We start from the raw sequence: 25,087 nt of genomic DNA, 5'->3' as shown, positions 1-25,087 counted from the left end.
CGGCCTGCTCCGCCTCGAAGTCCGCGATGAGCTCCCCGAGATCCCCGAGGTCCAGCGGCGACTCCGGCGGAAGCGCCAGGCGGCGCTCCTGCTGGCGACCGTCGATCCGGAGGCGGTGCTGCCGCTGGCCGAGGCGCGGCCTCCGGGCGCCATACTGACCGGATGGATCGAGCGGGGGCCGACGAGCGGCGCCGGCTGAGAGCGCGGCGGACCGAGCTGCGCGCACGGATCGACGCGGATCCGCTCGCCCTCGAGGCGCGGCAGCTCCTCGCGCAGACCTATCGCGACGAGGGCTACGACGATCAGGCCGGCCGCTGGGGCGTCCTCGTGCCCGGGTGGACGACTGCTCGCGAGCGCCGTCTCTTCGTCGCAGTGATGGAGCGGACCGGAGCGAGCACGGAGGAGCGCCTGCGGAGACTGCTGGCGCTTCCGCCGGAGTCGCCGCTGGACCTCGGGGATCTCGGGGAGCTCATCGCGGACTTCGAGGCGGAGCAGGCCGAGGTCGAGCGGCCGCATCCGGACCTCGACGGGTGGCGGTGGATCGCGAACACCGGGCGGATCCTCTGCGGGATCGCACTGGTGCACGCGGTCGCGGCGATCCAGATGCTGCTGTCGGACGCTCCGATGGAGGAGTTCCTCGTGGCCGCCCGACTCCTGCTCGTCGGAGTCGCGGCGCTGCTCGTCCTCTCCGCCGCCTTCTTCACGGCGGTCGTGGTCCTGCGGCGGCGTCGCCGCCGACGGGAGAAGTGAGCGGCGGCGCTGTCGGACGGGCCTCGAGCCGTCCATTCGCTCGCGCTCAGGCCTCGAAGGGCAGCCTCTGCACCTGGCTGATCAGCGGCTCGGCGAACCCGAGTACCCGCACGACGATGCGGAGGGCGGAGTAGGCCGCGGTGAGCGTGGCGGGGATCCGGGCCCGGAAGATCCCCGACGCGTCGGTGCTCGGTCGGAAAGCCGTGACCCAGGCGTCCGTGCCGCGGGGAACGCCCTGGAACTCGAACTGCTGCTGGAGCGGCGTCCCGTCGCCGGCGAGGAGCTCCAGGAAGACGTCGCCCGAATCGCCCACGCCCGTGAAGAAGACGTAGAGGGTGGGAGCCGCCGAGGTCGACGCCATCGCGGCGGGGGCGCCGACGACGGCGATCACGACCGGAGCGGCCCACGCGGCCTGCACCAGGGAGCGGCGCCGCGGATCGGCGACGGCGGGGCGGTCGGAGCTGAGCGGCATGCCGGGTCCTGTCGGATCGGGAGGGAGGCGCGGAGTCGCTGCGGAGAGCGGCCTCCCCAGTCTGAGGTCAGCCGCCCGCTCGCACACGGATCAGGGCACCCCCCGTTCAGCACCGCGGAGACGCCGATCAGCCGACATCCCGGCATCCCCTCACCGACGGCCTGCCCGCGCCTCGACGACGTGCCGGCACCCGACCCCGCCGCGCTCCAGCTCCTCGCGCTCGCGGCGGAGCCCGACGCGGACCCGCCGCGCCTCGGCCAGCGGCAGCACCGCCTCCGGATCGACGGTCGCCAGCAGGAGCGCCGCCCGCGACCTCGCCGCCACCCGCACGTCCAGGCACGGCGTCTCCTCGGCGAGCCCGAGCAGCGCGGCCACCAGCAGCTCCAGCTCGACCGCCGTCGCGTAGAGCACCAGCACCCGCGAGGCCGGGCTCGACGGGCGGCGGACGAGGAGCGTCGCTCCGGTCATCGTCGCCGCCCTCCCCTGCCCGGGACCGGTCCGGGACGTCCGCCCCGCCTCGGCCCTCGGCGACCGCCCGCGCGACGTCGGCGTGCACGCATGGGGTTCCTTCTCTCGTCCTGCTGCGGTGCGAACCGCGCCGCACCTCCATCCCACGACGTGGGCACCCGGGCCGGGGAGAGGGTTGCCACGCGCGCGTCGGCGGGTCAGGAGGCGCCGGGGATGAGAGGGTTGCGCGATGTCCACTGCGAGCGTGCCGTCGCCGCGCGCCGGAGTCCGGACCCGGCGCTTCCGGCGCCTCGCCCGCACGGGCTTCGCCGTCAACGGACTGATCCACCTCCTGATCGGCGGCCTCGCCCTGCGCGTCGCGGTCAGCGACGAGACCTCGCGGGAGGCGGACGCGTCCGGAGCGATCGGGCGCATGGCCGACTCCCCCGTCGGGCTCGTGGTGGTCTGGGCTGCGCTGGTCGGGCTGGTCGCGCTCGGGCTCTGGCAGCTCTCCCTCGGCGGGCGCTCCTCCGCGCCGGGGCTCCCCGCCCGCCTGGGCCGCCGGATCGTCGAGTCGGGCAAAGGCTTCGCCTCGCTCACGCTCGCGGGCACCACGCTCGTCTTCGCGCTCGGCGGCTCGACGAGCTCCTCGGCCACGATCCGCCGCATCAACACCGAGCTGCTGACGAGCACGGTCGGCGTCGTGATCCTCGTGATCGTCGGCGGGATCGTGCTGGGCAGCGGGATCGGCTTCGTCGCGATCGGGATCCGGCGCGGCTTCCGCAAGCTCGTCCGCATCCCCGAGGGCCCGACGGGGACGGCAGTGCTGATCCTCGGCGCGACCGGCTACATCACGAAGGGGCTCGCTCTGGGCCTGGCCGGCGGGATCTTCGTGGTCGCGGCGCTGACCGGCGACGCCCGCCAGGCGACCGGGCTCGACGGGGCCATCCGCTTCCTCGACGTCCCTCCGTACGGCACGATCGCCCTGACCCTCGTCAGCGCGGGACTGGTCATGTACGGGCTGTTCCTCGTCGCCCGGGCGAAGCTCGCGAAGCTCTGAGCCGACGCGGCAGTCGTTCACAGTCGCCACCCATATCGCTGAGTATCGTTCGGAGAAACAGGAGGTCATCATGAACGGATCGTCATCGACCGGCGCGTTCGGCACCGGCACGCCCATCGAGAGCATCTGGCGCGCGATGGAGCAGGCCCGCTCCCGCATGGAGAAGCGCGTCGGCTCCCGGGTCGGCCGCGGGGACGTGCGCACCGCGGTGCTCGCGCTCCTCGCCGAGCAGCCCATGCACGGCTACCAGATCATCCGCGAGATCGAGGAGCGCAGCGGAGGCGACTGGAAGCCGAGCCCCGGCTCGGTCTACCCGACCCTCCAGCTCCTCGCGGACGAGGGCCTCATCACGGCCGACGAGCAGAACGGCCGCAAGACCTACACGCTGACCGACGCCGGCCGCGCGACGGTCGCCGAGCACGGCACCTCGACCCCGTGGAACGACTCCGACCACGTCGACTTCGGCGCCCTGCCCAAGGCGGGCCTCGAGCTCGCCCAGGCCGCGGCCCAGGTCGGACGCTCGGGCACCCCCGAGCAGATCCGCAAGGCCGTCGCCGAACTCGAGGACGTGCGCCGCCGCCTGTACGCGATCCTCGCGCAGGACTGACCCGGGTGGCCTCGGTCAGCCCGGGTCCTGCCGCCCCGGGCCACCGAGAGCGGGAGGACCGGCGGCGCTACCGCCGGATCCTCCGCTTCGCCGCGTGGCATCTCGCGGTCACCTGGTTCTTCGACCTGCTCCTGCCGCGGGTGGGGCTCACGCGCGTCGCGCTCCGCACCCGGCCCGGCCGGATGCGCCGCTTCGCCCGCAGCTTCCACGTGCTCGCGGTCGATCTCGGCGGCCTGATGATCAAGGTCGGCCAGTTCATGTCGTCGCGCCTGGACGTGCTGCCGCCCGAGATCACGCGCGAGCTGGAGGGGCTGCAGGACGAGGTCCCGCCCGTCCCGTTCCCGCGGATCCGGGCGCTGGCCGAGTCCGAGCTCGGGCTGCCGCTCGAGCGCGCGTACGCCGGAGTCAACGAGTCGCCCGTCGCCGCCGCCTCGCTCGGCCAGGCCCACCGCGCCCGGCTCTCCCCCGCCGACGCCGAGGACACCGGCTACTCCGCCGCCATCATGAAGGTGCAGCGGCCGGGGATCGACCAGATCGTCGAGGTCGACCTCGCGGCTCTGCGCCGCGTCGGCGGCTGGCTCAGCCACGTGCGCCTCGTCTCGGACCGCGTCGACGCCCCGGCGCTCGTCGAGGAGTTCGCGGTCACCAGTCTCGAGGAGATCGACTACCTGCAGGAGGCGGCCAACTCCGTCCGCTTCGCCGCCGACTTCGCGGGCGACGCCCGGGTGGCCGTCCCGGACGTGGTCTGGGAGCGCTCGACCCGCAAGGTCCTCACGCTCGAGGACGTCACCGCGATCAAGATCACCGACCACGCCGCGCTGCTGGCCGCCGGGATCGACCCGCGGGAGGTCGCTCCGGTCTTCGCGGCCGTGATGTTCGACCAGCTCTTCACCAACGGCTACTTCCACGCGGATCCGCACCCCGGCAACGTCTTCGTCACGCCGACCCCTGGGGGCGAGCTGCCCTGGCGCCTCACCTTCATCGACTTCGGGATGATGGGCGAGGTGCCGCCGAGCACCCGCGTGGGCCTGCGCCGGATGCTGATCGCCGCCGCCTCCCGCGACGGCAAGGGGCTCGTCGACGCGGCCCGAGCGGTCGGCGTCCTCCTCCCCTCGGCCGACTCCCGCGAGCTGGAGCGGGCGCTCACGCAGCTCTTCGCCCGCTTCGGCGGCATGGGCTTCGCCGAGCTGCGGGAGGTGGATCCGCGCGAGTTCCGCGACTTCGCCGTGCAGTTCGGCGACGTCGTGCGCGCGCTGCCGTTCCAGCTCCCCGAGAACTTCCTGCTCGTCATCCGCGCGATGTCGCTGACCTCGGGCGTCTGCAGCGCGCTCGACCCGGCCTTCAACCTGTGGGACTCGGTCGAGCCCTACGCGCAGCAGCTGATCCGCGAGGAGCGCGGCTCCGTCGTGCAGGACGTCGGCAAGCAGGCCGTCGACACGCTCGGCCTGATCTGGCGCCTGCCGCGCCGGCTCGACGAGCTCGTCACGACCCTCGACGACGGCGAGCTCGCGGTCACCGTCCCCACGATCGAGCGCCGGCTGAACCGGCTCGAGGGCACCGTCCGCCGCGTGATCTCGGCCGTGCTGTTCGCGGGACTGCTGATCGCCGGCGCCGTCGTGCGCCCGGACGACAGCGGCTTCGGGACCGTGCTGATGATCGCGTCGGCGCTGCCGCTGCTGCACGCCCTGCTGGCCCGCGGTCCGCGCGGCTGACGGCCGCCGTCGGGCCGCGGCCGCCGCGTCGCATCCGTCACCTCCTCCGCCCACCTCACCGGCGGCGCGGTCGACATCGGCTACACGGACGCGGACAGCTGGCTCGCACAGCACGGCACCGACTACGGGCTCTGCCAGATCTACGCGAACGAGATCTGGCACTTCGAGCTCGCCACCGAGCCGGGCGGCGACTGCTCGGAGCAGCTGCCCGACGCGAGCGCGACCTGAGCGGCTCTCCCGCGCTCCCGGGGATCCGATGCGTCGCGAAAGGTCGTCATCGGAGGCGAAGGGGAGCCGTTCGCGACGCATCGATCGCGCAGGCGGCCGGGCTCAGCGGCTGGTGAGCAGCTCGACGAACTCGTCGGCCATCGCGAGCTGGGCGCTCAGCGCCTCGCGGCGCTCGCGGGCCTGCGCGACGAAGGCGTCGAGCTGCGCGCGGACCTCGGCCGGCGCGTCGTCGCCCTCGGCCTCGAGGGTGTCGATCACGCGGAGCAGCGCGGCCATCTCCTCCAGCGAGAAGCCGAGCGGCTTCATGCGGCGGATGAGGATCAGGCGGTCGTAGTCGGTGGACGTGTAGAGGCGGAAGCCGCCCTCGGTGCGGCCGGACGCCTTCACGAGGCCGATCTCGTCGTAGTGGCGCAGGGTCCGGAGCGAGAGGCCGGTCCGCTCGGCGAGCTCGCCGATGTGCATGGTGCCGATCCTGCTCACCCCTTCAGATCTACCCTTACGTGAGGGTAGGGTTGCCCGTGCTGCTGACACGCCTCTGCAAGCTTGGCATCCCCGCCCGCTTCCGCCGACCTGATGCCGCAGCCCTCCGCGCTCCTCGTCGAGCACCCCTCCCACTCCCTGGAGCCGCCGCGATGGCCCTCGCCTCGAAGACCCCTGCCCGCCCTCACGCCGAGCCCACCGTGATGACGGCGCTGCGCACCCCCCGCATCCTGACCCGCGAGGTCCTCGCCGGCCTCGTGGTCGCGCTCGCGCTCATCCCCGAGGCGATCTCGTTCTCGATCATCGCGGGCGTGGATCCGCGGGTCGGCCTCTTCTCGTCGTTCGTGATGGCCGTGTCGATCGCGTTCCTCGGCGGACGCCCCGCGATGATCACCGCCGCCACGGGCGCCGTCGCCCTCGTGATCGCCCCCGTCGCCCGCGACTACGGGATGGACTACTTCATCGCGACGGTGATCCTCGCGGGCGTGCTCCAGATCGTGCTCGGGCTACTCGGAGTGGCGAAGCTCATGCGCTTCATCCCCCGCAGCGTGATGGTCGGATTCGTGAACGCGCTGGCGATCCTGATCTTCTCGGCGCAGATCCCCAACCTGATCGGCGTGCCCTGGCTGGTCTACCCGCTGGTCGCCGTCGGGATCGTGATCATGGTCGTGATGCCGCGCCTGACGAAGGCCGTTCCGGCGCCTCTCGTCGCCATCGTCCTCATCACCGCGGCGGTCGTCGTGACGGCGGTCGCCGTCCCCACCGTGGGCGATCAGGGCGAGCTGCCCCGCAGCCTCCCCGAGCTGTTCCTGCCGAACGTACCGCTGACCTGGGAGACCTTCACGACCATCGCGCCGTACGCCGTCGCGATGGCGCTCGTCGGACTCCTCGAGTCGCTGATGACTGCGAAGCTCGTCGACGACATCACCGACACCCCCTCCCGCAAGACCCGCGAGTCGCTCGGGCAGGGCGCCGCGAACGTGCTCTCCGGCCTGTTCGGCGGCATGGGCGGCTGCGCGATGATCGGCCAGACGATGATCAACGTGAAGGCGTCCGGCGCCCGCACCCGCATCTCGACCTTCCTCGCTGGCGTGTTCCTCCTGATCCTCGTCGTCGCGCTCGGCGACCTCGTCGCGATCATCCCGATGGCCGCGCTGGTCGCGGTGATGGTGATGGTCTCGGTGGCGACGTTCGACTGGCACAGCATCCGCCCGTCGACCCTGAAGCGGATGCCCGTGGGCGAGACGGTCGTCATGATCGCCACGGTCGTCGTGGTCGTCCTCACCCACAACCTGGCGATCGGAGTCGTCATCGGCGTCCTGGCTGCCATGGTCGTCTTCGCCCGCCGGGTCGCCCACTTCGCCACCGTCGAGCGCACCCTCTCGTCCGACGGATCGACGGCCCACTACACGGTCACCGGCGAGCTGTTCTTCGCCTCCAGCAACGACCTCACCACGCAGTTCTCCTACGCGGAGGACCCTGCGCACGTCGTGATCGACCTCTCCGGCTCCCACATCTGGGACGCCTCGACCGTCGCCGCGCTGGACGCCGTCACGACCAAGTACGAGCGCCACGGCACCCGCGCCGTGATCGAGGGCATGAACGACGCCTCCACCCGGATGCACGGCCGCCTCGCCGGGAACCTCGGCGCGGGGCACTGAGGGTCGGGGCTGCGGGACCGCGGCGCCCGCCGGGGTCGATGCGTCACGAACGGTCGTCACGGGCGCGGGAGAGGGGCCGATCGTGACGCATCGATCTCGGGGAGGGCGGGAGGCGGGAGGGCCCGCGGGCGGCGCTAGACGCGCACGGGTGCGACGGAGGCGCGGCGGATCAGCCGCGTCTCCAGCTCCATGCGGGTGGCCAAGGCTCCCGAGGCGAGCGGGGTCGCCGACCGGTGCGCCTGGTGCAGCATCCGGAAGGCGATGGCGCCCATCTCGCCGATGGGCTGCTGGATCGTGGTCATCGGCGGGGTCGCCCAGGCCGACTCCTCGACGTCGTCGAAGCCGATGACGCTGAGGTCTCGCGGGATGCGGAGGCCGGCGTCGTCGGCGGCCTCGTAGACGCCGAGCGCCATCACGTCGGAGCAGGCGAAGAAGGCGGTCGGCGCGTCCGGCTCGGCGAGCATCAGCCCGGCGGCCTCGCGGGCCAGCTCGCGGTCCCAGTCGCAGTAGGCGACGCGCGGATCCTCGACCCCGGCGGCGCGGAGCGCGGTGGTGAAGCCGTCGATCCGGGCGCTGCTGTAGAGCTGGGTGCGGGTGCCGCCGAGGACGCCGAAGCGGGTGTGGCCGGCGTCGAGGAGGTGCTCGGCGGCCATGCGGCCCCCGTCCCAGTTGGTCGCGCCGACGCTCGCGACGTCGGCCGGCGGCCGCGTGCTGGGGTCGACGACGACGACGGGCAGCTCGGCGGTGGTCAGCAGGTGCAGCTGCGCGGCCGAGACGTTGACCAGCACCACGATGGCGCCGAGCGAGGGGCGGCGGAGGAGGCGGCTGATCCAGGCGCCGTCGTCGCGGGCGCGGGTAAGCACCAGGTCGACCCCGGCGGCGGAGGCCTCGGCCTCGATCCCCTCGAGGACCGGTCCGATCCAGGTGCCGCCGATGTGGCCGACGACGACGTCGACGATCTGGGCGGAGTGCGGATCCTCGACCGGCGGGCGCAGGCGCGGGCGGCGGCGGTAGCCGAGCGCGTGCGCCGCCTCCATCACGCGCAGGCGGGTCGCCTCCGAGACGTCGGTGCCGCCGTTGAGCACCTTCGAGACGGTGGGGACGCTCGTCCCGGCGCGCTCGGCGATCAGCGCCATGGTCGGGCGGGTGGTCGCTCCGGAGACGTCGTCGTGGTCGGGCATGTGCTCACCGTAGCGGATACCGACTTTCGCAACTAGCCCTGCGCCAGGACGGCTTGCTCCGCCGGGAACCGCGGTGCATGATGGTCGGACGCCGGGGCTCCCGCACAGAAGTTGCGCAAGTCCTGTTCGATGACGAACCGCGGAGCGATCCGCCCGCACGTGAGGACGACGATGACCGACCACTCCCCGACCACTCCCGGCAAGACGGCCCTCGTCGTCCGAGGGGGCTGGGACGGCCACCAACCGGTCGAGGCGACCGAGCTGTTCCTGCCGTTCCTCCGCGACAACGGCTACGACGTGCGCGTCGAGGAGTCGACCGCCGTGTACGCCGACGAGGCCTACATGCGGACGGTCGACCTGATCGTGCAGTCGAACACGATGACCTCCATCCAGTGGGAGGAGTTCCTGGGCCTCCGCGCGGCGGTCGAGCGCGGCACAGGCCTCGCCGGCTGGCACGGCGGGATCGCCGACTCCTACCGCGACAACTCCGACTACCTGCAGCTGATCGGCGGCCAGTTCGCCTCGCACCCCGGCAAGCACCCGGACGAGCGCACCGGCGAGCAGTCGGACAACTACATGCCGCACACGATCGAGATGACGGCCCTCGCCGCCGACCACCCGATCACGCAGGGCATCTCCGACTTCGAGCTGGTCACGGAGCAGTACTGGGTGCTGCACGACGACTACAACGACGTGCTCGCCACGACCACGCAGGCCGTCCGCCCGTGGGACCCGTGGAAGCGCCCCATCACCTCCCCCGCGATCTGGACCCGCCTCTGGGGCGAGGGCCGCATCTTCGTCTCGACGCCGGGCCACCGCGTCGAGATCCTCCAGGACGACAACGTCCGCACGATCATCGAGAGGGGAATGCTGTGGGCGTCCCGCTGAGAGTCGGCATCATCGGCGTCGGGAAGATCAGCGAGCAGTACCTCGCGAACCTCCCGACCTTCCCCGGCCTCCGCCTCGTCGCGGTCGCCGACCTGAACCAGGAGCGGGCGCAGCAGGTCGCCGACGAGCAGGGCGTCCGCGCCCTCACCGTCGACGCGCTGATCGACGACCCGGAGATCGACGCGGTGCTGAACCTCACGATCCCGGCGGCGCACGTCGAGATCGGCACCCGCGCCTTGAAGGCGGGCAAGCACGTCTTCGCCGAGAAGCCGCTCGGGCTGAACCCGGCCGAGGCCGCGCCGATGCTCGACCTCGCGGACGAGCTGGGCCTGCGCTTCGCGAGCGCCCCGGACACGGTGCTCGGGACCGGGGTGCAGACCGCGCGCCTCACCCTCGACTCCGGCGCGATCGGCACCCCGATCGCCGCGCAGGTGCACTGGGCCGCGCCCGGCCACGAGCGCTGGCACCCGGCGCCCGAGTTCTACTACCAGCCCGGCGGCGGCCCGCTGCTGGACATGGGCCCGTACTACCTGACGGCGCTCGTGCACTTCTTCGGGCCGGTCGTCCGCGTCACGGGCCTGGCCACCCGCTCCGACCGCCCGCGCACGATCGAGACCGGGCCGAAGGCGGGCACGCCGATCGAGGTGACGATCGACACGCACATCACCGCGCTGCTCGAGCACGCGAGCGGAGTCGCCACCACCGTCACCGTGAGCTTCGAGGTCTGGCGCAGCCGGGCCCCGAAGTTCGAGGTCTACGGCACCGAGGGCACCATCTCGGTCCCGGATCCGAACATGTTCTCGGACCCGGTCGAGGTCGCCGTCCGCGACGAGGACTGGCGGGTCGTCCCCGACTCCGCCGGCGTGATCGACACCGGTCGCGGAGTGGGACTGGCCGACCTCGCGGAGGCGATCGCGGAGGACCGCCCGCACCGCGCCTCCGGCCGCGTGGCCCTGCACGTGCTCGAGATCATGGACGCCGTGCTCCGCTCGAACGAGGAGAAGGCGGTCGTGACGATCGCGAGCACCGCCGAGAAGCCCGACGTGATGCCGCTGCGCACGGCGGGCTCGATCGGCGCCTGACAGCGCCGGGGGGCGACGACGGGAGGCGGGGGATCGCCGCCAGCGCGTCGCTCCCCGTTCGGGGGTGACGGCGGGGGGCGACGCCGTAGACTCGGCGGATCGACGGTCCTCAGCCGCCGCCGCACGCGGAGGGGGATCGGCCGTGGCAGTCGGCTTCCGGCGGAGCGGTGAGCTCCGTGCCCTCGCGCGCCCCCGGCTCCGGGCTGCCGGCGACCCGCTCTCCCCCGAGGACCACCGCTCCCGGCTGTCCGGTTGGCTCAGCATGCCCGGCGGGCCGGGTCTCGTGCGCCCCTCCGCCCTCGCTCCGGCGTGGGAGGCGCCTCTGCTCCGGCTCGTGCGCGCCGGGGCGCCGGCGGAGGACCTGCACGAGGCGACCACCGGCTCCCCCGAGTGCTCGCGCCTCGCGGCCGTCGTCGAGCTCGTCCGCGACGCCCTGCACTCCGCAGACGACGACCGCGCTCTGCGGCTCACCGGCTGGCTGGTGCGCATCCGCTACGACCCGTCGGCCGACTCCTTCCTCCGCCGCTACGGGATCGCGCTGACCGTCCGCCTGCCGCTGAGCGGCGGCCTCGACGTGGAGGTGCCGCTCGACGCCCCGGCGCTGCGCCTGCTCTACGCCGAGCTGGCAGCACCGATGGATCCGGCCGCGGCGGTCGTGGCGGTCGAGACCCTTGAGCCGTCGACCCTCGCGGCGTCGACGCTCGCCTCCCTCTACTCCGCCCGCCGCCGCTGGAGCGACGTGGCCGAGTTCTCGGCGCCCGTCGAGAACGTGGACGCCGCCTCCGCCGCGGTGCTCATCCGCCGCGGCGTCGCTCTCCGCGAGCTCGGCCTAGTCGAGGGCGCCCTCGAGGCGTTCGACCGCGTGGTGCGCCCGACCGTCACCAGTGCGCGGCCCGTGGAGCTGGGGGCGGAGGCGCTGCTCGAGCGCGCGAGCACGCTCCTCTCGGACGGGCGCACGGCTCCTGCTCGGCGCGATCTGGACCGCGTGCTCTCCCGCTACCCGGACAGCGCCGCAGCGCACGAGCTGCTGGCGGTCACCGGGCGCTGACGCGATGGAGGGGCGCACCCTCTGCAGGATGCGCCCCTCCGGGGAGTGCGTCGGCTCAGTGCGTCGGCTCAGCCCTCGGCCTTCGAGGGCTTGCCCTCGGCGGGCAGGACCTCGTGCGGGGTGTCGCGCTCGTCCTCGCCCTCGGCCTGCGACGGCTTGTCGGACTGGTCGTCCGGGTCCTCGACGGGGCTCGGGGTCTGGTCGCTCATCGGAGCCCCTCCGGCTCGTCGGACGTGGCGGACGGCTCGGGGTGCGCCTCGAACTCCATCCAAGCGCGGTCCAGATCGGCCCGCGCCGACTCGGGCTCGCTGGCGAAGTAGCCGTCGTAGATCGCGCGGCCGCCGTGCTCGGGCAGGTCGTCGCGACCGCCGAAGGCCTGCGCGAAGCGGCCGACCTCGTCGTCCCTCTTCTGCTGATCCCGCAACCAGGCGGGGAAGGTCTGCGTCATGGTGACACCTCTCTCTCCTGCCCTCCAGCCAATCGCCCGCCGCGGATCCGAGCAAGCCCTTCCGCCGCGGGCCCCGAGGGGCCAGGCTCCGCCCTGGAGGGCCCGGGCTTCGCCCTGGAGGAGCGGCGCTCCGCCCTCTAGAGGACATGTCCGCTACAGGGCGCCCCCGCCCCCGCCGCGGAGGAGAGCCGGCCCCTAGCGTGAGCCCGTGACCGACCCCGCTTCTCCGCGCCCCACCCGCACCGCCGCGGGTCTGCGCCGCACTCTGCTCGCTCTGACCGCGACCGTCGCGCTGCTCGCCGGCACCGCGGCTCCCCTCGCCTCCGCCGAGCCGGACCCGGTGCCGGTCGGGAACGACCACCTCGCCAACGGCGTCGCCGCCTGGGGGCGCTACCTCAACGGGGAGTGGGACGTGCCGGCGGGCATGTCCGACCTCACGGACGTCGCGAGCAGCTACAGCCACACCCTCGCGCTCCACACCGACGGCACCGTCGAGGCCTGGGGAGCGGATCTGGAGGGCGAGCGGGACGTGCCGGCCGGGCTCCGCGAGGTGACCGCGATCTCGACCGGGTACCTCCACAGCATCGCCCTCACGATGGAGGGGACGGTCGTCGCGTGGGGCGACGACCGTCAGGGCCAGACCGACGTCCCGGCCGGACTCGGCGGCGTGACCGCCGTCGCCGCGGGCAGCTACCACACCCTCGCTCTGCGGGGCGACGGGACCGTGGCGGCCTGGGGCTCGGATCAGTTCGGAGCGACCGACGTGCCGGTGGGTCTCTCCGGAGTGGTCGCGATCGCCGCGGGCGGCTGGAACAGCCTCGCGCTGCGCGCCGACGGGACGGTCGTGGCGTGGGGCGGCGACGACAGGGGCGCGTACACCGCCCCGGCGGGCCTCCGGGACGTCGTCGCCGTCTCGGTCAGCTACTCCCACAGCCTCGCCCTGAAGCGGGACGGCACCGTCGTCACCTGGGGCGACCCCGTCGACTCCGGCTTGCCGCGGGTCCCCGCCGATCTCGGCGGCATCACCGCGATCGCCGCCGGCATCGGCTTCAGCGTCCTGCTGACGTCCGACGGCACCGTCGTCTCCCTGCACCCCGACGGCGACACGGAGCTGGACGTCCCGGCCGGGATCACCGGCGCCACCGGCATCGCGGTCGGCTTCAACCACGCCTTCGCGATCGGCCCGCTGCCGACCCTCACCGCCGACACCGCCGAGACGCTCGTCACGACCGGGACCCGCTACTCCGCGACCTTCACGGCGTCCGGCCCGGCTGCGACCTTCGAGGTCTCGTCCGGCGCCCTTCCCGCGGGGGTGGCCCTCTCGCCGGAGGGCGTCGTCTCGGGCAGGCCGACCACCGCAGGCGACTCCACCTTCACGGTGAGCGCGCGGAACGCGTACGGCACCACGGCCGGCGTGCCGCACACGGTCACCGTGGTCCCCGCGAACACCCCGCCCGTCGTGACGGTCGCCTCCGCCACCGACGGCGCCTCCTACGAGAAGGGCTCGGAGCCGAGGGCCGCCTGCGCGATCACGGATGCGGAGAGCGGAACGTTCAGCGAGGAGGCCGTCGTCACCGGCACGCTCGTGAACGGCCTCGGCACCCGCACGGCGACCTGCACCTGGACCGACCCCGGAGGACTGACCACGACCGCCACCGCGACCTACCGGATCGTCGACACCGGCGTCCCCACCATCGCCGCGACGACCGCGCCGACGGCTCCGAACGCCGCGGGCTGGTTCCGCTCCCCCGTCTCCGTCGGCTTCTCCTGCGCCGACGGCAGCGGCTCCGGGATCCGCAGCTGCACCCCCGCGCGGATCCTGCGCGAGGGCCCCGGCCAGAGCGTCACCGGCACCGCCGTCGACAACGCGGGCAACCGCGCCACGACGACCCGCAGCGGCATCGCCATCGACACCACGAAGCCGCAGCTCTCGTTCACGTCGAGGCCCGAGGGGTCCTACCCCTTCGGCACCGTGCTCCCGGAGGCGCGCTGCCTCGCGGACGACGCGCTCGCGGGCCTCACCGGCGACTGCGTGATCGCGGGCGGCGGCCGCTCCGTCGGACCGCACGTGTACCGGGCGACCGCGACCGACCGGGCGGGCAACGTCTCGACCCTCACCGCGTCCTACACCGTGACCCCGTGGACGATCGGCGGGCTCAGCACCTCGGTGAAGAGCGTGGCCGCCGGAGCCGCGACCGGCATGACGTTCCAGGTGACCTCGACGTCCTCCGCGGGAACGTTCCGCCACTCCGCCCTCGCCGACGCGCGCAGCGTCACGCAGAAGCAGACCTCCTGCACCGCCGGCGCCGTCCTCACCGGAGCGCCGACGACCACCCTGACCGGACGCCTCCGCTACGACACCGCGACGAACCGCTACGTGAAGGCGTGGACGGTGCCCGCGAAGCGGGGCACCTGCTGGACGCTGACGGTCACGACGGCGGACGGCAGCACGGGGAGCGCCCGGTACTCGGTGAAGTAGCGGCGCCGGACGGCCGCCGCGGTCCGGTCAGGCTCCCGCCGCGGCGTACCGCTCCGCGAGCACGCGGAACGCGGCGGCCAGCTCGGGCGGCTCGGCCCCGGCCATCGCAGCGGCGAACCGGCCGAACGACGCGGCGAGCGCCTCCCACGACCAGGCGCCGAGGGCGAGTCGGCAGCCCGCGTCGCCGAGGTCCTCCACCTCCCCGTCGCCCGCGTAGGGCAGGACCTCGGCGGCGGGCGCCTCGAGCACCACCGAGCCGCGGCACGGCCACCCCTCCCCGGGCGCTCCGCCGCGGAACCGCGCCTCCAGGAACTCGGCGGGACTCCCGCCCGGCAGCACCCGGCGGCGGAAGCGAGCCCCGCGGGGCGAGCGCGGCTCGAGCCGGTCGACGCGGAACACCCGCCAGTCGTCGCGGTCGAGGTCGAAACCGATGAGGTACCAGCGGCCCTGACGCGCGACCAGGTGGTGGGGCTCGACGCGGCGCACCGCCTCCGCGTACGCGAAGCGGAGCACCTCCGAGGCCCGGACGGCCGCCGCGACCGCGACCAGCCGCTCCGGAGGGACTGCGGGGGCCGGCGCCGCCGCGACCGTGAAGCGCAGCGCATCCGCTCGGGGCCGGAGCCGGGCGGGCAGGACCTGCCGCACCGTCGCCAGCGCACGGGCCGACGCCTCCTCGAGCCCCGTGATCGGCGCGCGCAGGGCGGCGGTGAGGGCGAGCACCTGCTCGTCGTCGAAGAGCAGCGGCGGGAGCTCGGCGCCGGCCTCGAGCCGGTACCCGCCGTCGGGGCCCTTCGCCGCGTCGATCCGGTAGCCCATCGTGCGGAGTCGGTCGACGTCGCGACGCACCGTGCGCGGCGCGATCCCCAGGCGCTCGGCGAGCACTCCGCCCGGCCAGTCGCGGCGGGTCTGCAGGAGGGAGAGGAGCAGGAGGAGCCGCTCGGTCGTCGTGGGCACGTCCCGAGGGTATTCCGAGAAGAGGACCGTCACCGTCCTCTTCTCCTGGGAGCGTCGGGGCACCGGGTGATCGACCCGGCACGACTGCGAGGAGCGCACCATGAGCATCACTACGACGACCCACCTCAACTTCCGCGGACAGGCCCGCGAGGCACTGGAGTTCTACGCCTCGGTCACGGGAGGCCGGGTCGACGCGATGTCCTACGCGGACGCGAACGCTGTCACCGCGCCCGACGAGGCCGACCAGCTGATGTGGGGCCAGGTCGTCTCCGAGGCCGGCTTCCGCGTCATGGCGTACGACGTCCCCGCGCACACGGCTTACGACTCGGGTACGATCCCGGTGTTCGTGTCGCTGCGCGGCTCCGACGCCGACGAGCTGCACCGCCTCTGGGACGGCCTCTCGGAGGGGGCGGCGGTCGTCGTGCCCCTGGCCCCGGCGGCCTGGTCGCCCCTCTACGGGATGCTGCGCGATCGCTTCGGAGTGACGTTCGTCGTCGACCTCGAGGTCGCCTGGGGCTGAGGCCCGCGGGCTCGGCGGCGGGGCGCGTCCCACTGCGGACGCGCCGGCCGCCGACTCGGTACGCTCAGCACCGGATCCGGTCGGAGGGACGCTGCATGCTGGACACGATCTCCGAGGCCCTCTCGCTTGTCACCCTCCCCCTCGGCGTGCTGTTCCTGCTCGCCGCGTTCGTCGCGGCGCTGATCGACGGACGCTGGCTGACGACGACCGCCTACCTCGAGGAGGGTCCGCCCCTCGCGCTGCACTGGGTGACCCGGGCCGGCGAGGTGCGATCGCGTCCGCTGTCCGCCGGGGACCCGCTGACGCCGACGCGGTCGGACCAGCGGGAGGTGCACTACCGCGAGGAGGATCCGCACCGCATCCGCCTGCACCGGTGGAGCGACGCGGTGCGGGCGCTGCGCCTGACCGGCCTGATCCTGCTCGCGGCGGGCGTCGTCCTCGGGATCCTGTCGACGGCGCTGGCGGTCCTCGCCTAGGCGGCGCTCCGTGCGCGAGGATCGGACCCGTGGATGCGGAACGGGTTCTCGGAGACGGTCGGGCCGACGGGGTGTGGTGCCGGCTTGGGGAGCCGCTGACGGTCGCGCAGATCGCTCGCGGCGGGCCCGCGTGGCTGTGCCTGGACGCGCAGCACGGCGCGTTCGACGACGCCGCGGTCCTCGCCTCCCTTCGCGCGCTCGGCGTCGTGAGCGGGAGGCCGCCCGTCGGCGTCCGGGTCGCCGGGCTCTCCGACGCGCTGATCGGCAGGGCGCTCGACGCCGGAGCGGACGTCGTCGTCGTCCCGATGATCGAGACGGTCGAGGAGGCGCTCGCGGCCGTCCGCGCCGCGCACTACCCGCCGCTCGGTCGCCGCAGCTGGGGGCCGATGTCCGATCTCTGGGGCGCCGCTCCCCCGTCGGCCGCCGAGGCGCGCACCGCGCTCTGGGTCATGATCGAGACGCAGGCCGGCCTCGACGCCGTCGATCGGATTCTCGCGGTGCCGGGCGTGAGCGGAGTCTTCGTCGGCCCGTTCGACCTCGCGATCGGCCTCGGACGGGACCTGTCCGACCTGCTCGCCGCGGACGGACCGGACGACCCGCTGCCGAGGATCGCCGCGGCGGCCCGGCGCGCGGGCAAGGGCGCCGGGGCCTACGCGGGCGACCGCGAGCGCGCCGGGCTGCTGCGAGCGCTCGGCTTCCCGAGGGTCGCGATCGCGACGGATCAGTCGCTGATCGCGCTCGGCACCGCGGCGGCGCTCGACGCGGACGCCGCCGACTCCGGCTGCTGAGCCCGAGGCCGGGCACGGGGCCGGCCGCCGGTCACCGGCGAGGGCTCCCGCCGGGGGGATGCACGGGCTCCGGCGGCTCGGGGACGAAGCGGAGGCCGCCGGCGGAGTTCGCGAGATCGGTGAGCGCCGAGATCCAGGCGGGGTTGATGCGGGGCATGCGGCCGCCGGCGTAGGTGTAGCGGAGCGTGTGCGAGGGGTGCAGCCAGATCGCGCTGCGGCCGTCGCTCATCCCGTTCTCGTCGCGCCAGGTGAGCAGGCACGACTCCCCCCGGCGCAGCTTCGCGGTGAGGACGATCTGCAGGTGGGCGAGCACCCGGTCCTCGACGTCGATCTCGACCGATCCGTCGTAGTGCAGCTTCCCCATCGGCGTCTCCCGGCCTCGTCCTCGGAGGACGGGCGCGCCTCCGGCCCACCATCCTCGGGTGTCGTCCAGTGACCAGTTCGGGGCGGCGACAACCGGCGGATCAGCTGGTATCGGCGGATCCGCTGGTCTCGACGGGGCGGGGCTCAGGCCGGCGGGTTCGCCGCCATGAAGTCGCGCATCGGCAGCAGATTCTGGAGGGGCGCGAAGTACCCGAAGCGGGGCAGGTCGAAGACCACTCCCGCGACTCCGGAGGATCCCATCGCCGCGATCCACTCGAGCGCGGCCGGCATCGGCACCTTCAGCACGCGCGACGCGTCCTCGTCGGAGAGGCCGGCGTGCAGCGCCCCGGCGCGGGCGCGCTCCCCCGTGGTGAAGGCGAAGACCATCGGCCCCGACTCCAGGCCGCCGACGAAGGGGGTGGGCGCGTCGTCCGGCCCCCGCGCGATGAAGCACCACATCGGCAGGGCGTAGACGCTGCGCCAGAGCGCGTCCATCGCGGCGAAGCTCTCGGGGTCGGCGCGCAGGGCCTCCGCCCGGGCGTCGATCTCGACGGTCTGATCCATGGGGCTCCCCTCGGCGCCGGCGATCGGCGCGGACCTCCACGCTAACGATGCTCCCGCTGGGCCGCACCCGCGATCGATCCGTCAGCAGCGGCCCGTCCCCGCGGCGGGCACGGGCCGCGGGCGACGGATGGACGCGGCGGCGGAGGCGCGACCCGTCCGCTGATCCCCTCGGCCACTGGCCCCGTCCAGGCGGTTAGGTTAGGTTAACCTTCGCAACCCACACCACCCCCTTCGAAGGATCGCCGTGCCCGCCACTCGCACCCCCCTCCGCCTGACCGCCGTCGCCTCGCTCGGCCTCGCCGCGCTGCTGCTCACCGCCTGCTCGGGAGGAGCCGACGCCGGCTCCGAGGGCACGTCCGAGAGCAGCGCCGCCGAGAGCAGCGAGGGCTTCCCCGTCACCGTCGACCACGCCTTCGGCAGCACCACCGTCGAGTCGGCCGACCGCGTCGTCGCGACGAGCTGGACCAACCAGGACGTGGCGCTCGCGCTGGGTGTGACCCCGGTCGGCTTCACCCGCGCCTCCTACGGCGACGAGGACGGCGACGGCCTGCTGGTGTGGACGAAGGAAGCGCTCGACGCCTCCGGCGCCGAGACCCCGACCCTGTTCGACGAGACCGACGGCGTGCCCTTCGAGGCGATCTCGGACCTCAGCCCGACCGTGATCCTCTCGGCCTACTCCGGCATCACCCGGCAGGACTACGACACCCTCAGCCAGATCGCCCCCACCGTCGCCTACCCGGGCCTGCCCTGGGGCACGACCTGGCAGGACTCCGCGAAGCTCGACGGCGCCGCGCTGGGCCTCGAGGACGAGGCCGTCGCGAAGGTCGGCGAGATCGAGAGCGACATCACGCAGACCACCGCGTCCTACCCGCAGCTCGCGGGCACCACGTTCATGTACGGCTGGTACGACCCGACCGACGCGAGCACCTTCACCTACTACACGCCGAACGACGCGCGCGTGAAGTTCGTCGAGGACCTCGGACTCGACGTCGCCCCGAGCGTCGCCGAGCTCTCCGGCGACTCGGAGGCGTTCAGCGGCACGATCAGCTCCGAGAACGCCGACCAGCTCGACGCCGACGTGCTCGTCGTCTACGGCGACGACACGACCCTCGCCGCACTGCAGGCCGACCCGCTGCTCTCCAAGATCCCGGCCGTCGAGCGGGGCTCCGTCTACGTGCTCGAGGACGGCTCCTCCGCCGCCATGGCCACCTCGTCGCCGAACCTGCTCAGCATCCCGTGGGTGCTCGACGAGTACACCGCCGGCCTCGCCGCGGCCGCCGACAAGGTGTCGTGACCCGCACCGCACCCACCCGGAAGACGAGGGCGACCGCGCTGGCGGTCGCCCTCGTCGCGCTGGCCGTCGCCTCGGTCCTCTCGCTCGTGTACGGCTCCCGCGAGATCCCGCTCGGCGAGGTCTGGCCGGCGCTGACCTCGCCCGATCCGGCGTCCATCGTCGACGCGGCGGTGCAGGGGCGGGTGCCGCGGACGGTCCTCGCGATCCTGGTCGGCGCCGCGCTCGGGCTCGCCGGAGCCGTGATGCAGGGCCTGACCCGCAACCCGCTCGCCGATCCGGGCATCCTCGGCCTCAACTCGGGCGCCTCGCTCGCGGTCGTGCTCGGGATCGCCGGGGTCGGCGCGACGAGCCTGCCGCAGTTCATCTGGCTCGCGTTCCTCGGAGCCGCCGCCGCCGGGGCGTTCGTCTACGCGGTCGCGTCGCTCGGCCGCGAGGGCGCCACTCCGCTGAAGCTCGCCCTCGCCGGAGCCGCCACCGCCGCCGCGCTCACCTCCCTCATCAGCGCGGTCCTGCTCACCCAGGAGACCACGCTGAACCGCTTCCGCTTCTGGCAGGTCGGCGGAGTCGGCGGCGCCGAGACCGCGAGCATCCTGCAGGTCCTCCCGTTCCTCGCGGTCGGCGCGGTGCTGGCCCTCTCCAGCGCGCGAGGGCTCGACGCCCTGGCGCTCGGCGACGACCTGGCGACCGGCCTCGGCCGGCGCGTGGGGCGCATCCGCCTGGTCGCGGGGCTCGCGGCCGTGCTGCTCTGCGGCGCCGCGACCGCGATCGCCGGACCGATCGGATTCATCGGCCTGGTCGTCCCGCACCTCGCCCGCCGCGTCACCGGCCCCGCGCACGCCTGGCTGCTGCCCTCCTCCGCTCTGCTCGGCGCCCTGCTGCTGCTCGTCGCCGACGTGGTCGGCCGCGTGGTCGCCCGGCCGAGCGACGTCGAGGTGGGCATCGTGACCGCGCTGATCGGCGCCCCGGTGCTCATCGCGATCGTGCGCCGCTCGAAGGTGCGGGCGCTGTGAGGACCGCGGAGGCGCCCGCCGCGGTCGGCATCGCGGCCGGCCGCACGCTGCGCCGTCGGCGCACGGTCATCGGCTGCGCGGTCCTCGCGGTGCTCGTGCTGGCGCTCGTCGTCGTCTCGCTCACGGTCGGCAGCACGGTCTACTCGGTGCCGGAGGTCGTCCGCGTGGTCCTCGGCAAGACCGTGCCGGGCGCCTCCTTCACCGTGGGCACGCTGCGGCTGCCGCGCACCATCACGGCCGTCCTGGTGGGCGTGGGCTTCGGGATGGGCGGCGTGATCTTCCAGACGATGCTGCGCAACGCCCTCGCCAGCCCCGACATCATCGGCATCACGTCGGGGGCGAGCGCGGCGGCCGTCGTCGCGATCGCGTTCTTCGGGCTCTCGGGCGGCGCGGTCTCGGTGATCGCGGTCGCGGCTGGGCTCGCGACGGCCCTGATCATCGCCGGGCTGGCCGAGGGCGGCGGAGTGATCGGGGCGCGGCTGATCCTCATCGGCATCGGCGTCGCGGCGATGTTCCAGAGCGTGATCGCCTACGTGCAGACCCGCGCCGACTTCGAGGACGTCCAGGAGTCGCTGCGCTGGCTGACCGGCAGCCTCAACTCGGCCGCCTGGCCCTCCGTCCCGCCGCTCGCGCTGACGATGCTCGTGCTGGTGCCGCTGGCGCTGCTGCTCTCGGGCCGGCTCGGCGTGCTGCAGCTCGGCGACGAGTCGGCGACCGCGCTCGGGCTCGACGTGCGGCGCAGCCGGCTGGCCCTGCTCGCGGTCGGAGTCGGCCTCGTGGCCGTCGCGACCGCCGCCACCGGCCCGATCGCGTTCGTCGCCTTCGTCTCGGGGCCGATCGCGCGGCGGATCCTGCCGAGCGCGCGCACGCTGCTGATCCCCTCCGCCTTGGTCGGCGCGGTCGTGGTGCTCGCCGCCGACCTGCTCGCCCAGTACGTCGTCGGCGCGCTGTTCTCGGGCGCGCGCTTCCCGGTCGGCGTCGTCACCGGCGCCCTCGGCGCGCCCTTCCTGCTCTGGCTCCTCGCCCGCCGCAACCGCTCCGGAGGCTCCCTGTGACCGACGCCCCGCCCACTCTCGCCGCCGACGCGGTCACCCTCGCCTACGACGAGCGCGTGGTGGTCGACGGGCTCTCGCTCGCCGTGCCGCCCGGCCGGATCACGGTGATCGTCGGCGCGAACGCCTGCGGCAAGTCGACGCTCCTGCGCGCGATGGCGCGGCTGATCACCCCGCGCTCGGGGAGCGTCCTGCTCGACGGGCGCGCGATCCACCGGCTCCCGACGCGCCAGGTCGCGCAGCAGGTGGGGCTGCTGCCGCAGACCCCGATCGCCCCGGAGGGGATCGCCGTCTCGGACCTGGTCGCCCGGGGCCGCTACCCGCACCGGGGCCTCTTCGGCCGCGGCTCCGGATCGGACGACGACGCGATCGTCGAGGAGGCGCTGCGCGACACCGGCACGCTCGAGCTCGCCGACCGCCCCGTGGACGAGCTCTCGGGCGGGCAGCGCCAGCGGGTGTGGATCGCGATGGCCCTCGCCCAGCGGACCGACGTGCTCCTCCTGGACGAGCCGACGACCTACCTCGACGTGTCGCACCAGGTCGAGGTGCTCGACCTGCTCACCGACCTCAACCGCTCGCGCGGGACGACCATCGTGATCGTGCTGCACGACCTCAACCTCGCCGCCCGCTACGCCGACCACCTCGTCGCCGTGCGCGACGGAGCCCTGTACGCCTCGGGCACGCCCGCCGAGGTGGTGACGCCGGAGACGGTGCGCGCGGTGTTCGGGATGGAGTCGCGCGTGATCGAGGACCCGGTCTCGCGGACGCCGCTGGTGCTGCCGATCGGGCGCCACCACTCGGGCTGAGCCCGGCCGGTCAGACTGAGCGGTCAGGCCGGGGCCGCGGCCAGGGAGGCGCCGTCGACGAGCGTGCAGCGGAGGAGCTGCTGCTCCCGTCGCGCGGGGTCGCCCTCGATCAGGATCTGCACGGCGCGGCGGCCCATGTCGCGCCGGGGCAGCTCGAAGCCGGCCTGCCAGCCGGTGCGGTCGGCCGATCCGGAGAGCGACACCAGCGACAGGTCGCCCGGCACGGCCACCCCCTCGGCCTCGGCGGCCTCCTGCAGGAGGACGAACTGCTCCTCCTGCTCGGCGAGGACGACCGTGACGCCCTCGGCGGCGATCCGGCGGATCCACTCCCGCGGCGACGCCTCCGGCCCCGGCACGAGGTGGAGGAAGCCGTCGCCGAGCTCGGCCCGCGCGCCGGCCATGCGGTCGGTGTACGACTCGACGCCCTCGCCGTGGCCGGCGTAGGCGAAGCGGGTGTGGCCGAGGGCGCGCGCGCAGGAGATCAGCTCGCGGACGATCGACGCGTAGTCGGCGGCCACGTAGGGCACGGGCCCGCCGGCGTCGTCGCGGCGGCCGACGCTGACGAAGGAGAAGCCGCTCGCGTTGAGGAACTCGAGCTCCTCACGGGGCATGCGCTGCCCGAGGAGGATGCAGGAGTCGGCCAGGCGCAGCCGGGTGGTGCCGCCGCTGAGGCCGCCGCGGCGGCCGCCGACACGGCCGCTGGTCAGCAGGAGGAGGTCGATGTCGCGGTTCTGCGCCTCCTCCTCGATGCCGGCGAGGAACGGATGGAAGAAGTCCTCGCGGTCGAGCGGGAACAGGCTCTCGTAGGTGTAGACGCCGATCATGCCGGTGCCGACCTGCTTGAGGCGGCGCGCGATGGGGTCGGCGACGTACCCCGTCTCCTGGATCGCCTTGAGGATCCGCGCCCGCGTCGCCTCCGGGACCCGGGCGAGCTGCTCGCCCTTGTCGTTGAGCACGAACGACACCGTCGTCTGGCTGACTCCCGCGAGACGCGCGATGTCCTTCTGCGTGATCCGCGGCACCCGGACACCCCCGCTTCATCCTGGTAATAGGTATTACGTCTTGACCTCAGGCTACCGATGACGAAGGATCGCCGTACGCCCATCCGGGGCGAGAGAGGGCGGAACGTCGACGATGATGAATCCCGCAGACCCAGACAACCAGACCACGGCCTCCCCGAGGCCCGATCGGCAGCACAAGCCCGATCAGCAGCCCGAGCACGATCCGCAGCGCAGGCCCGACAACTCGCGCCGCCTCTTCCTCGCCGGGGGCGCCGCCGCCCTCGCCGGCGCGGCAGGGGCCGTCGGCGCCGCCACTCCGGCCGCCGCCGCGCCCCCGGCCGACGCTCCCGGGCAGAAGAAGCGCCTGAGCGTCACCGAGGGGCCGATCTCACCGCTCGACAAGGAGTTCCGCTGGGACGACCGCGCCGGCGCCGACAACACCCGCGCGGTGCAGGCGGCCATCGACAAGGCGATGACCGCTCCGGGCGGCGAGGTGTCGCTGCCCGCCGGCGAGATCCGGGTGACGGGCCTCGCGGTCGACTACCGCGGCTACCCGGTGCAGCCCGAGAACGGGCCGCCCTACGGCTACGCCGGGCCGAAGATCGTCGGCGCCGGCATGCGCCAGACGAGGATCGTCCAGATCGAGGGCTCGACCCGCGACATCTTCACCGTCTCCGGCCAGACCGGCGACGCGGCCGGTCCCGCCAACAACAACAAGGCCACCGGCGTCGTCCTCGCCGACTTCGAGATGACGGGCACGCCCTCCGGCGGCCACGGGATGTCGCTGCGCTCGCTGGTCAACTGCGAGTTCCGCAACCTGTGGATCCAGAAGACCGGCAAGTCGGGCATCTTCCGCGAGCGCGCCACCTTCGTGTCGGGCGTCGACGACGAGTACTCGTACGCCAACTCCTGGAACAAGATCAAGATCGTCGCCCCCGCGGGCTGGGGCGTGGAGGACTCGGGCAAGGCCTCCATCGGCGGCTCGATGACCAACGTCGAGGCGATCAGCCCCGGCCTCGGCGGCTTCCTCCTCGCGCCGACGAACATGACGCTGCTCGACTGCCAGGCCATCGGCGGCACGGTCGGCCTCCGGTCGATCCGCAACGAGAACCGGCGCTCGGTCAACTCCGGCCTGACCCTGATCAACTTCCGCTCGGAGGGCTCCCGCGACGGCTGGGAGGTGCTGATCGAGGCCGGCACGAGCCACATGATCGTGAACCCGAACTTCTTCCCGACCTCGGGCGCGAACTGCCTCGGCGTCGGCCTGACGAACGGCGGAGCGGACTTCGAGGTGCGCAACCTCACCGTCCTCGGCGGCTTCTACGGGCTCAGCCTCGGCCGCTTCCCGCAGCAGAAGGCGATCGTGCTGGGCAGCGACTCCTCGCAGACGCGCCTCGTGAACCCGTTCATCGAGCGCGGCGCCGCGGGAGTGGACGAGGGCTCGCTGATCGTCGACGACGGACGCCTGACCTCGTTCGAGCTCGGCCGCGGCCGGGTGGAGCGCGCGGCCGGCTACACCACGGTCGCCCGCGCCCCCGAGACCATCCCGACCCCTCCGGCCGGGCAGGTCAACGAGGGCTGGGAGCGCTCCGGCGACACCTGGCGGAAGGTGGCCGTCTTCCCCGACGGGCACCGCGTCGTCATCGCCTCCTGACCCCGGGCGGCGGCGCCCTCCGCGCCGCCGCCCTCCCCCACTGCACACGGAACGAGCACCAG

The 25,087-nt window shown here is 73.7% G+C and carries 28 protein-coding genes; 18 read left to right on the top strand and 10 right to left on the bottom strand.

Features of this window, described 5'->3' with window-relative positions:
* Positions 1-199, top strand: a 199-nt coding sequence (locus tag C5C36_RS17745; protein ID WP_181133834.1) for a hypothetical protein, incomplete at its 5' end; no start/stop codon positions are given.
* A complete protein-coding gene (locus C5C36_RS14830; RefSeq protein ID WP_104309980.1) occupies positions 163-750 on the top strand; it encodes a hypothetical protein in 588 nt (195 codons plus the stop codon). The genes C5C36_RS17745 and C5C36_RS14830, both read left to right, overlap by 37 nt.
* Positions 751-796: 46 nt before the next feature.
* On the opposite strand, the gene C5C36_RS14825 is transcribed toward C5C36_RS14830, so the two are convergent.
* Both C5C36_RS14825 and C5C36_RS14820 read right to left on the bottom strand, forming a co-directional pair.
* Positions 797-1,222: a hypothetical protein gene (locus C5C36_RS14825; protein ID WP_104309979.1), complete on the bottom strand. Its 426-nt coding sequence runs from the start codon at positions 1,220-1,222 to the stop codon at positions 797-799.
* A 150-nt stretch (positions 1,223-1,372) separates the two neighbouring features.
* Complete coding sequence (locus C5C36_RS14820) at positions 1,373-1,690, bottom strand: hypothetical protein (RefSeq protein WP_104309978.1); 318 nt, start codon at positions 1,688-1,690, stop codon at positions 1,373-1,375.
* Positions 1,691-1,919: 229 nt separating this feature from the next.
* Here C5C36_RS14820 and C5C36_RS14815 point away from each other — a divergent pair, with 229 nt between their 5' ends.
* The 3 genes from C5C36_RS14815 (at position 1,920) to C5C36_RS14805 (ending at position 5,048) form a co-directional block, all read left to right on the top strand.
* Positions 1,920-2,729, top strand: coding sequence for a DUF1206 domain-containing protein (locus C5C36_RS14815; RefSeq protein ID WP_104227140.1), 810 nt, complete (start codon positions 1,920-1,922; stop codon positions 2,727-2,729).
* A 70-nt stretch (positions 2,730-2,799) separates the two neighbouring features.
* Positions 2,800-3,336: a PadR family transcriptional regulator gene (locus tag C5C36_RS14810; protein WP_104224292.1), complete on the top strand. Its 537-nt coding sequence runs from the start codon at positions 2,800-2,802 to the stop codon at positions 3,334-3,336.
* Positions 3,337-3,341: 5 nt separating this feature from the next.
* Positions 3,342-5,048: an AarF/ABC1/UbiB kinase family protein gene (locus C5C36_RS14805; protein ID WP_104263285.1), complete on the top strand. Its 1,707-nt coding sequence runs from the start codon at positions 3,342-3,344 to the stop codon at positions 5,046-5,048.
* Between the two features lie 330 nt (positions 5,049-5,378).
* Here the strand turns inward: C5C36_RS14805 and C5C36_RS14795 are convergent, their stop codons facing one another.
* Positions 5,379-5,738 carry a MerR family DNA-binding transcriptional regulator gene (locus C5C36_RS14795; protein WP_104227142.1) on the bottom strand — a complete coding sequence of 120 codons (360 nt, stop codon included), beginning with the start codon at positions 5,736-5,738 and terminating at the stop codon, positions 5,379-5,381.
* Between the two features lie 170 nt (positions 5,739-5,908).
* Between C5C36_RS14795 and C5C36_RS14790 the strand changes: the two genes are divergently transcribed.
* Positions 5,909-7,417, top strand: a complete 1,509-nt coding sequence (locus C5C36_RS14790; RefSeq protein WP_104263286.1) for a SulP family inorganic anion transporter — start codon at positions 5,909-5,911, stop codon at positions 7,415-7,417.
* A 134-nt stretch (positions 7,418-7,551) separates the two neighbouring features.
* Here the strand turns inward: C5C36_RS14790 and C5C36_RS14785 are convergent, their stop codons facing one another.
* The gene (locus tag C5C36_RS14785; protein WP_104263287.1) at positions 7,552-8,598 is read right to left on the bottom strand and encodes a LacI family DNA-binding transcriptional regulator; all 1,047 of its coding nucleotides are present in this window, start codon (positions 8,596-8,598) and stop codon (positions 7,552-7,554) included.
* Positions 8,599-8,769: 171 nt separating this feature from the next.
* Here C5C36_RS14785 and C5C36_RS14780 point away from each other — a divergent pair, with 171 nt between their 5' ends.
* The 3 genes from C5C36_RS14780 to C5C36_RS14770 all read left to right on the top strand — a co-directional run bounded on the left by C5C36_RS14780 (position 8,770) and on the right by C5C36_RS14770 (position 11,616).
* A complete protein-coding gene (locus C5C36_RS14780) occupies positions 8,770-9,486 on the top strand; it encodes a ThuA domain-containing protein (RefSeq protein ID WP_104224320.1) in 717 nt (238 codons plus the stop codon).
* On the top strand, positions 9,471-10,568 hold the full coding sequence (locus C5C36_RS14775) for a Gfo/Idh/MocA family protein (protein WP_104255953.1): 1,098 nt from the start codon (positions 9,471-9,473) through the stop codon (positions 10,566-10,568). The genes C5C36_RS14780 and C5C36_RS14775 overlap by 16 nt, the downstream gene beginning before the upstream one ends.
* Before the next feature lie 142 nt (positions 10,569-10,710).
* Positions 10,711-11,616 (top strand): tol-pal system YbgF family protein, encoded by a 906-nt coding sequence (locus tag C5C36_RS14770; protein ID WP_104263288.1) that lies wholly within the window; start codon positions 10,711-10,713, stop codon positions 11,614-11,616.
* Between the two features lie 68 nt (positions 11,617-11,684).
* Here C5C36_RS14770 and C5C36_RS17740 read toward each other — a convergent pair whose 3' ends face one another.
* A complete protein-coding gene (locus C5C36_RS17740; protein ID WP_159940045.1) occupies positions 11,685-11,825 on the bottom strand; it encodes a hypothetical protein in 141 nt (46 codons plus the stop codon).
* Positions 11,822-12,064 (bottom strand): hypothetical protein, encoded by a 243-nt coding sequence (locus C5C36_RS14765; protein ID WP_104263289.1) that lies wholly within the window; start codon positions 12,062-12,064, stop codon positions 11,822-11,824. The genes C5C36_RS17740 and C5C36_RS14765 overlap by 4 nt, the downstream gene beginning before the upstream one ends.
* Positions 12,065-12,272: 208 nt before the next feature.
* Between C5C36_RS14765 and C5C36_RS14760 the strand changes: the two genes are divergently transcribed.
* Positions 12,273-14,543, top strand: coding sequence for a PxKF domain-containing protein (locus C5C36_RS14760; RefSeq protein WP_104263290.1), 2,271 nt, complete (start codon positions 12,273-12,275; stop codon positions 14,541-14,543).
* Between the two features lie 27 nt (positions 14,544-14,570).
* Here C5C36_RS14760 and C5C36_RS14755 read toward each other — a convergent pair whose 3' ends face one another.
* Positions 14,571-15,497: a YafY family protein gene (locus tag C5C36_RS14755; RefSeq protein ID WP_258069068.1), complete on the bottom strand. Its 927-nt coding sequence runs from the start codon at positions 15,495-15,497 to the stop codon at positions 14,571-14,573.
* A gap of 100 nt (positions 15,498-15,597) precedes the next feature.
* Between C5C36_RS14755 and C5C36_RS14750 the strand changes: the two genes are divergently transcribed.
* From C5C36_RS14750 to C5C36_RS17730, 3 genes are all read left to right on the top strand, one after another.
* A complete protein-coding gene (locus C5C36_RS14750; protein WP_104227150.1) occupies positions 15,598-16,017 on the top strand; it encodes a VOC family protein in 420 nt (139 codons plus the stop codon).
* 95 nt (positions 16,018-16,112) lie between these two features.
* Positions 16,113-16,493, top strand: a complete 381-nt coding sequence (locus C5C36_RS17735; RefSeq protein WP_181074600.1) for a hypothetical protein — start codon at positions 16,113-16,115, stop codon at positions 16,491-16,493.
* A gap of 29 nt (positions 16,494-16,522) precedes the next feature.
* On the top strand, positions 16,523-17,281 hold the full coding sequence (locus C5C36_RS17730) for an HpcH/HpaI aldolase/citrate lyase family protein (protein ID WP_181133833.1): 759 nt from the start codon (positions 16,523-16,525) through the stop codon (positions 17,279-17,281).
* 31 nt (positions 17,282-17,312) lie between these two features.
* Here the strand turns inward: C5C36_RS17730 and C5C36_RS14740 are convergent, their stop codons facing one another.
* A complete protein-coding gene (locus C5C36_RS14740; protein WP_104263292.1) occupies positions 17,313-17,645 on the bottom strand; it encodes an ATP-dependent DNA ligase in 333 nt (110 codons plus the stop codon).
* Between the two features lie 143 nt (positions 17,646-17,788).
* Positions 17,789-18,208, bottom strand: coding sequence for a hypothetical protein (locus tag C5C36_RS14735; protein WP_104224305.1), 420 nt, complete (start codon positions 18,206-18,208; stop codon positions 17,789-17,791).
* Positions 18,209-18,452: 244 nt separating this feature from the next.
* On the opposite strand from C5C36_RS14735, the gene C5C36_RS14730 reads away from it, so the two are divergent.
* Genes C5C36_RS14730 through C5C36_RS14715 form a run of 4 tightly spaced genes read left to right on the top strand, consistent with a single transcriptional unit; the run spans position 18,453 to position 22,370 of the window.
* Positions 18,453-19,502, top strand: coding sequence for an iron-siderophore ABC transporter substrate-binding protein (locus tag C5C36_RS14730; protein ID WP_181027213.1), 1,050 nt, complete (start codon positions 18,453-18,455; stop codon positions 19,500-19,502).
* Positions 19,499-20,512: an iron ABC transporter permease gene (locus C5C36_RS14725; protein ID WP_104224306.1), complete on the top strand. Its 1,014-nt coding sequence runs from the start codon at positions 19,499-19,501 to the stop codon at positions 20,510-20,512. Before C5C36_RS14730 ends, C5C36_RS14725 begins: the two co-directional genes overlap by 4 nt.
* Positions 20,509-21,567, top strand: coding sequence for an iron chelate uptake ABC transporter family permease subunit (locus C5C36_RS14720; RefSeq protein WP_104263294.1), 1,059 nt, complete (start codon positions 20,509-20,511; stop codon positions 21,565-21,567). Before C5C36_RS14725 ends, C5C36_RS14720 begins: the two co-directional genes overlap by 4 nt.
* Complete coding sequence (locus C5C36_RS14715) at positions 21,564-22,370, top strand: ABC transporter ATP-binding protein (protein WP_104224308.1); 807 nt, start codon at positions 21,564-21,566, stop codon at positions 22,368-22,370. Before C5C36_RS14720 ends, C5C36_RS14715 begins: the two co-directional genes overlap by 4 nt.
* A 23-nt stretch (positions 22,371-22,393) precedes the next feature.
* Here the strand turns inward: C5C36_RS14715 and C5C36_RS14710 are convergent, their stop codons facing one another.
* The gene (locus tag C5C36_RS14710) at positions 22,394-23,392 is read right to left on the bottom strand and encodes a LacI family DNA-binding transcriptional regulator (RefSeq protein WP_104309977.1); all 999 of its coding nucleotides are present in this window, start codon (positions 23,390-23,392) and stop codon (positions 22,394-22,396) included.
* A 112-nt stretch (positions 23,393-23,504) separates the two neighbouring features.
* Here C5C36_RS14710 and C5C36_RS14705 point away from each other — a divergent pair, with 112 nt between their 5' ends.
* Positions 23,505-25,025, top strand: a complete 1,521-nt coding sequence (locus C5C36_RS14705; RefSeq protein ID WP_104234018.1) for a hypothetical protein — start codon at positions 23,505-23,507, stop codon at positions 25,023-25,025.
* Positions 25,026-25,087 lie beyond the last annotated feature (62 nt).

Source organism: Rathayibacter sp. AY1G1 (assembly GCF_002932095.1).
In the GTDB taxonomy this organism is placed as follows: domain Bacteria; phylum Actinomycetota; class Actinomycetes; order Actinomycetales; family Microbacteriaceae; genus Rathayibacter.
This window is presented reverse-complemented; position numbering and strand designations above follow the sequence as displayed.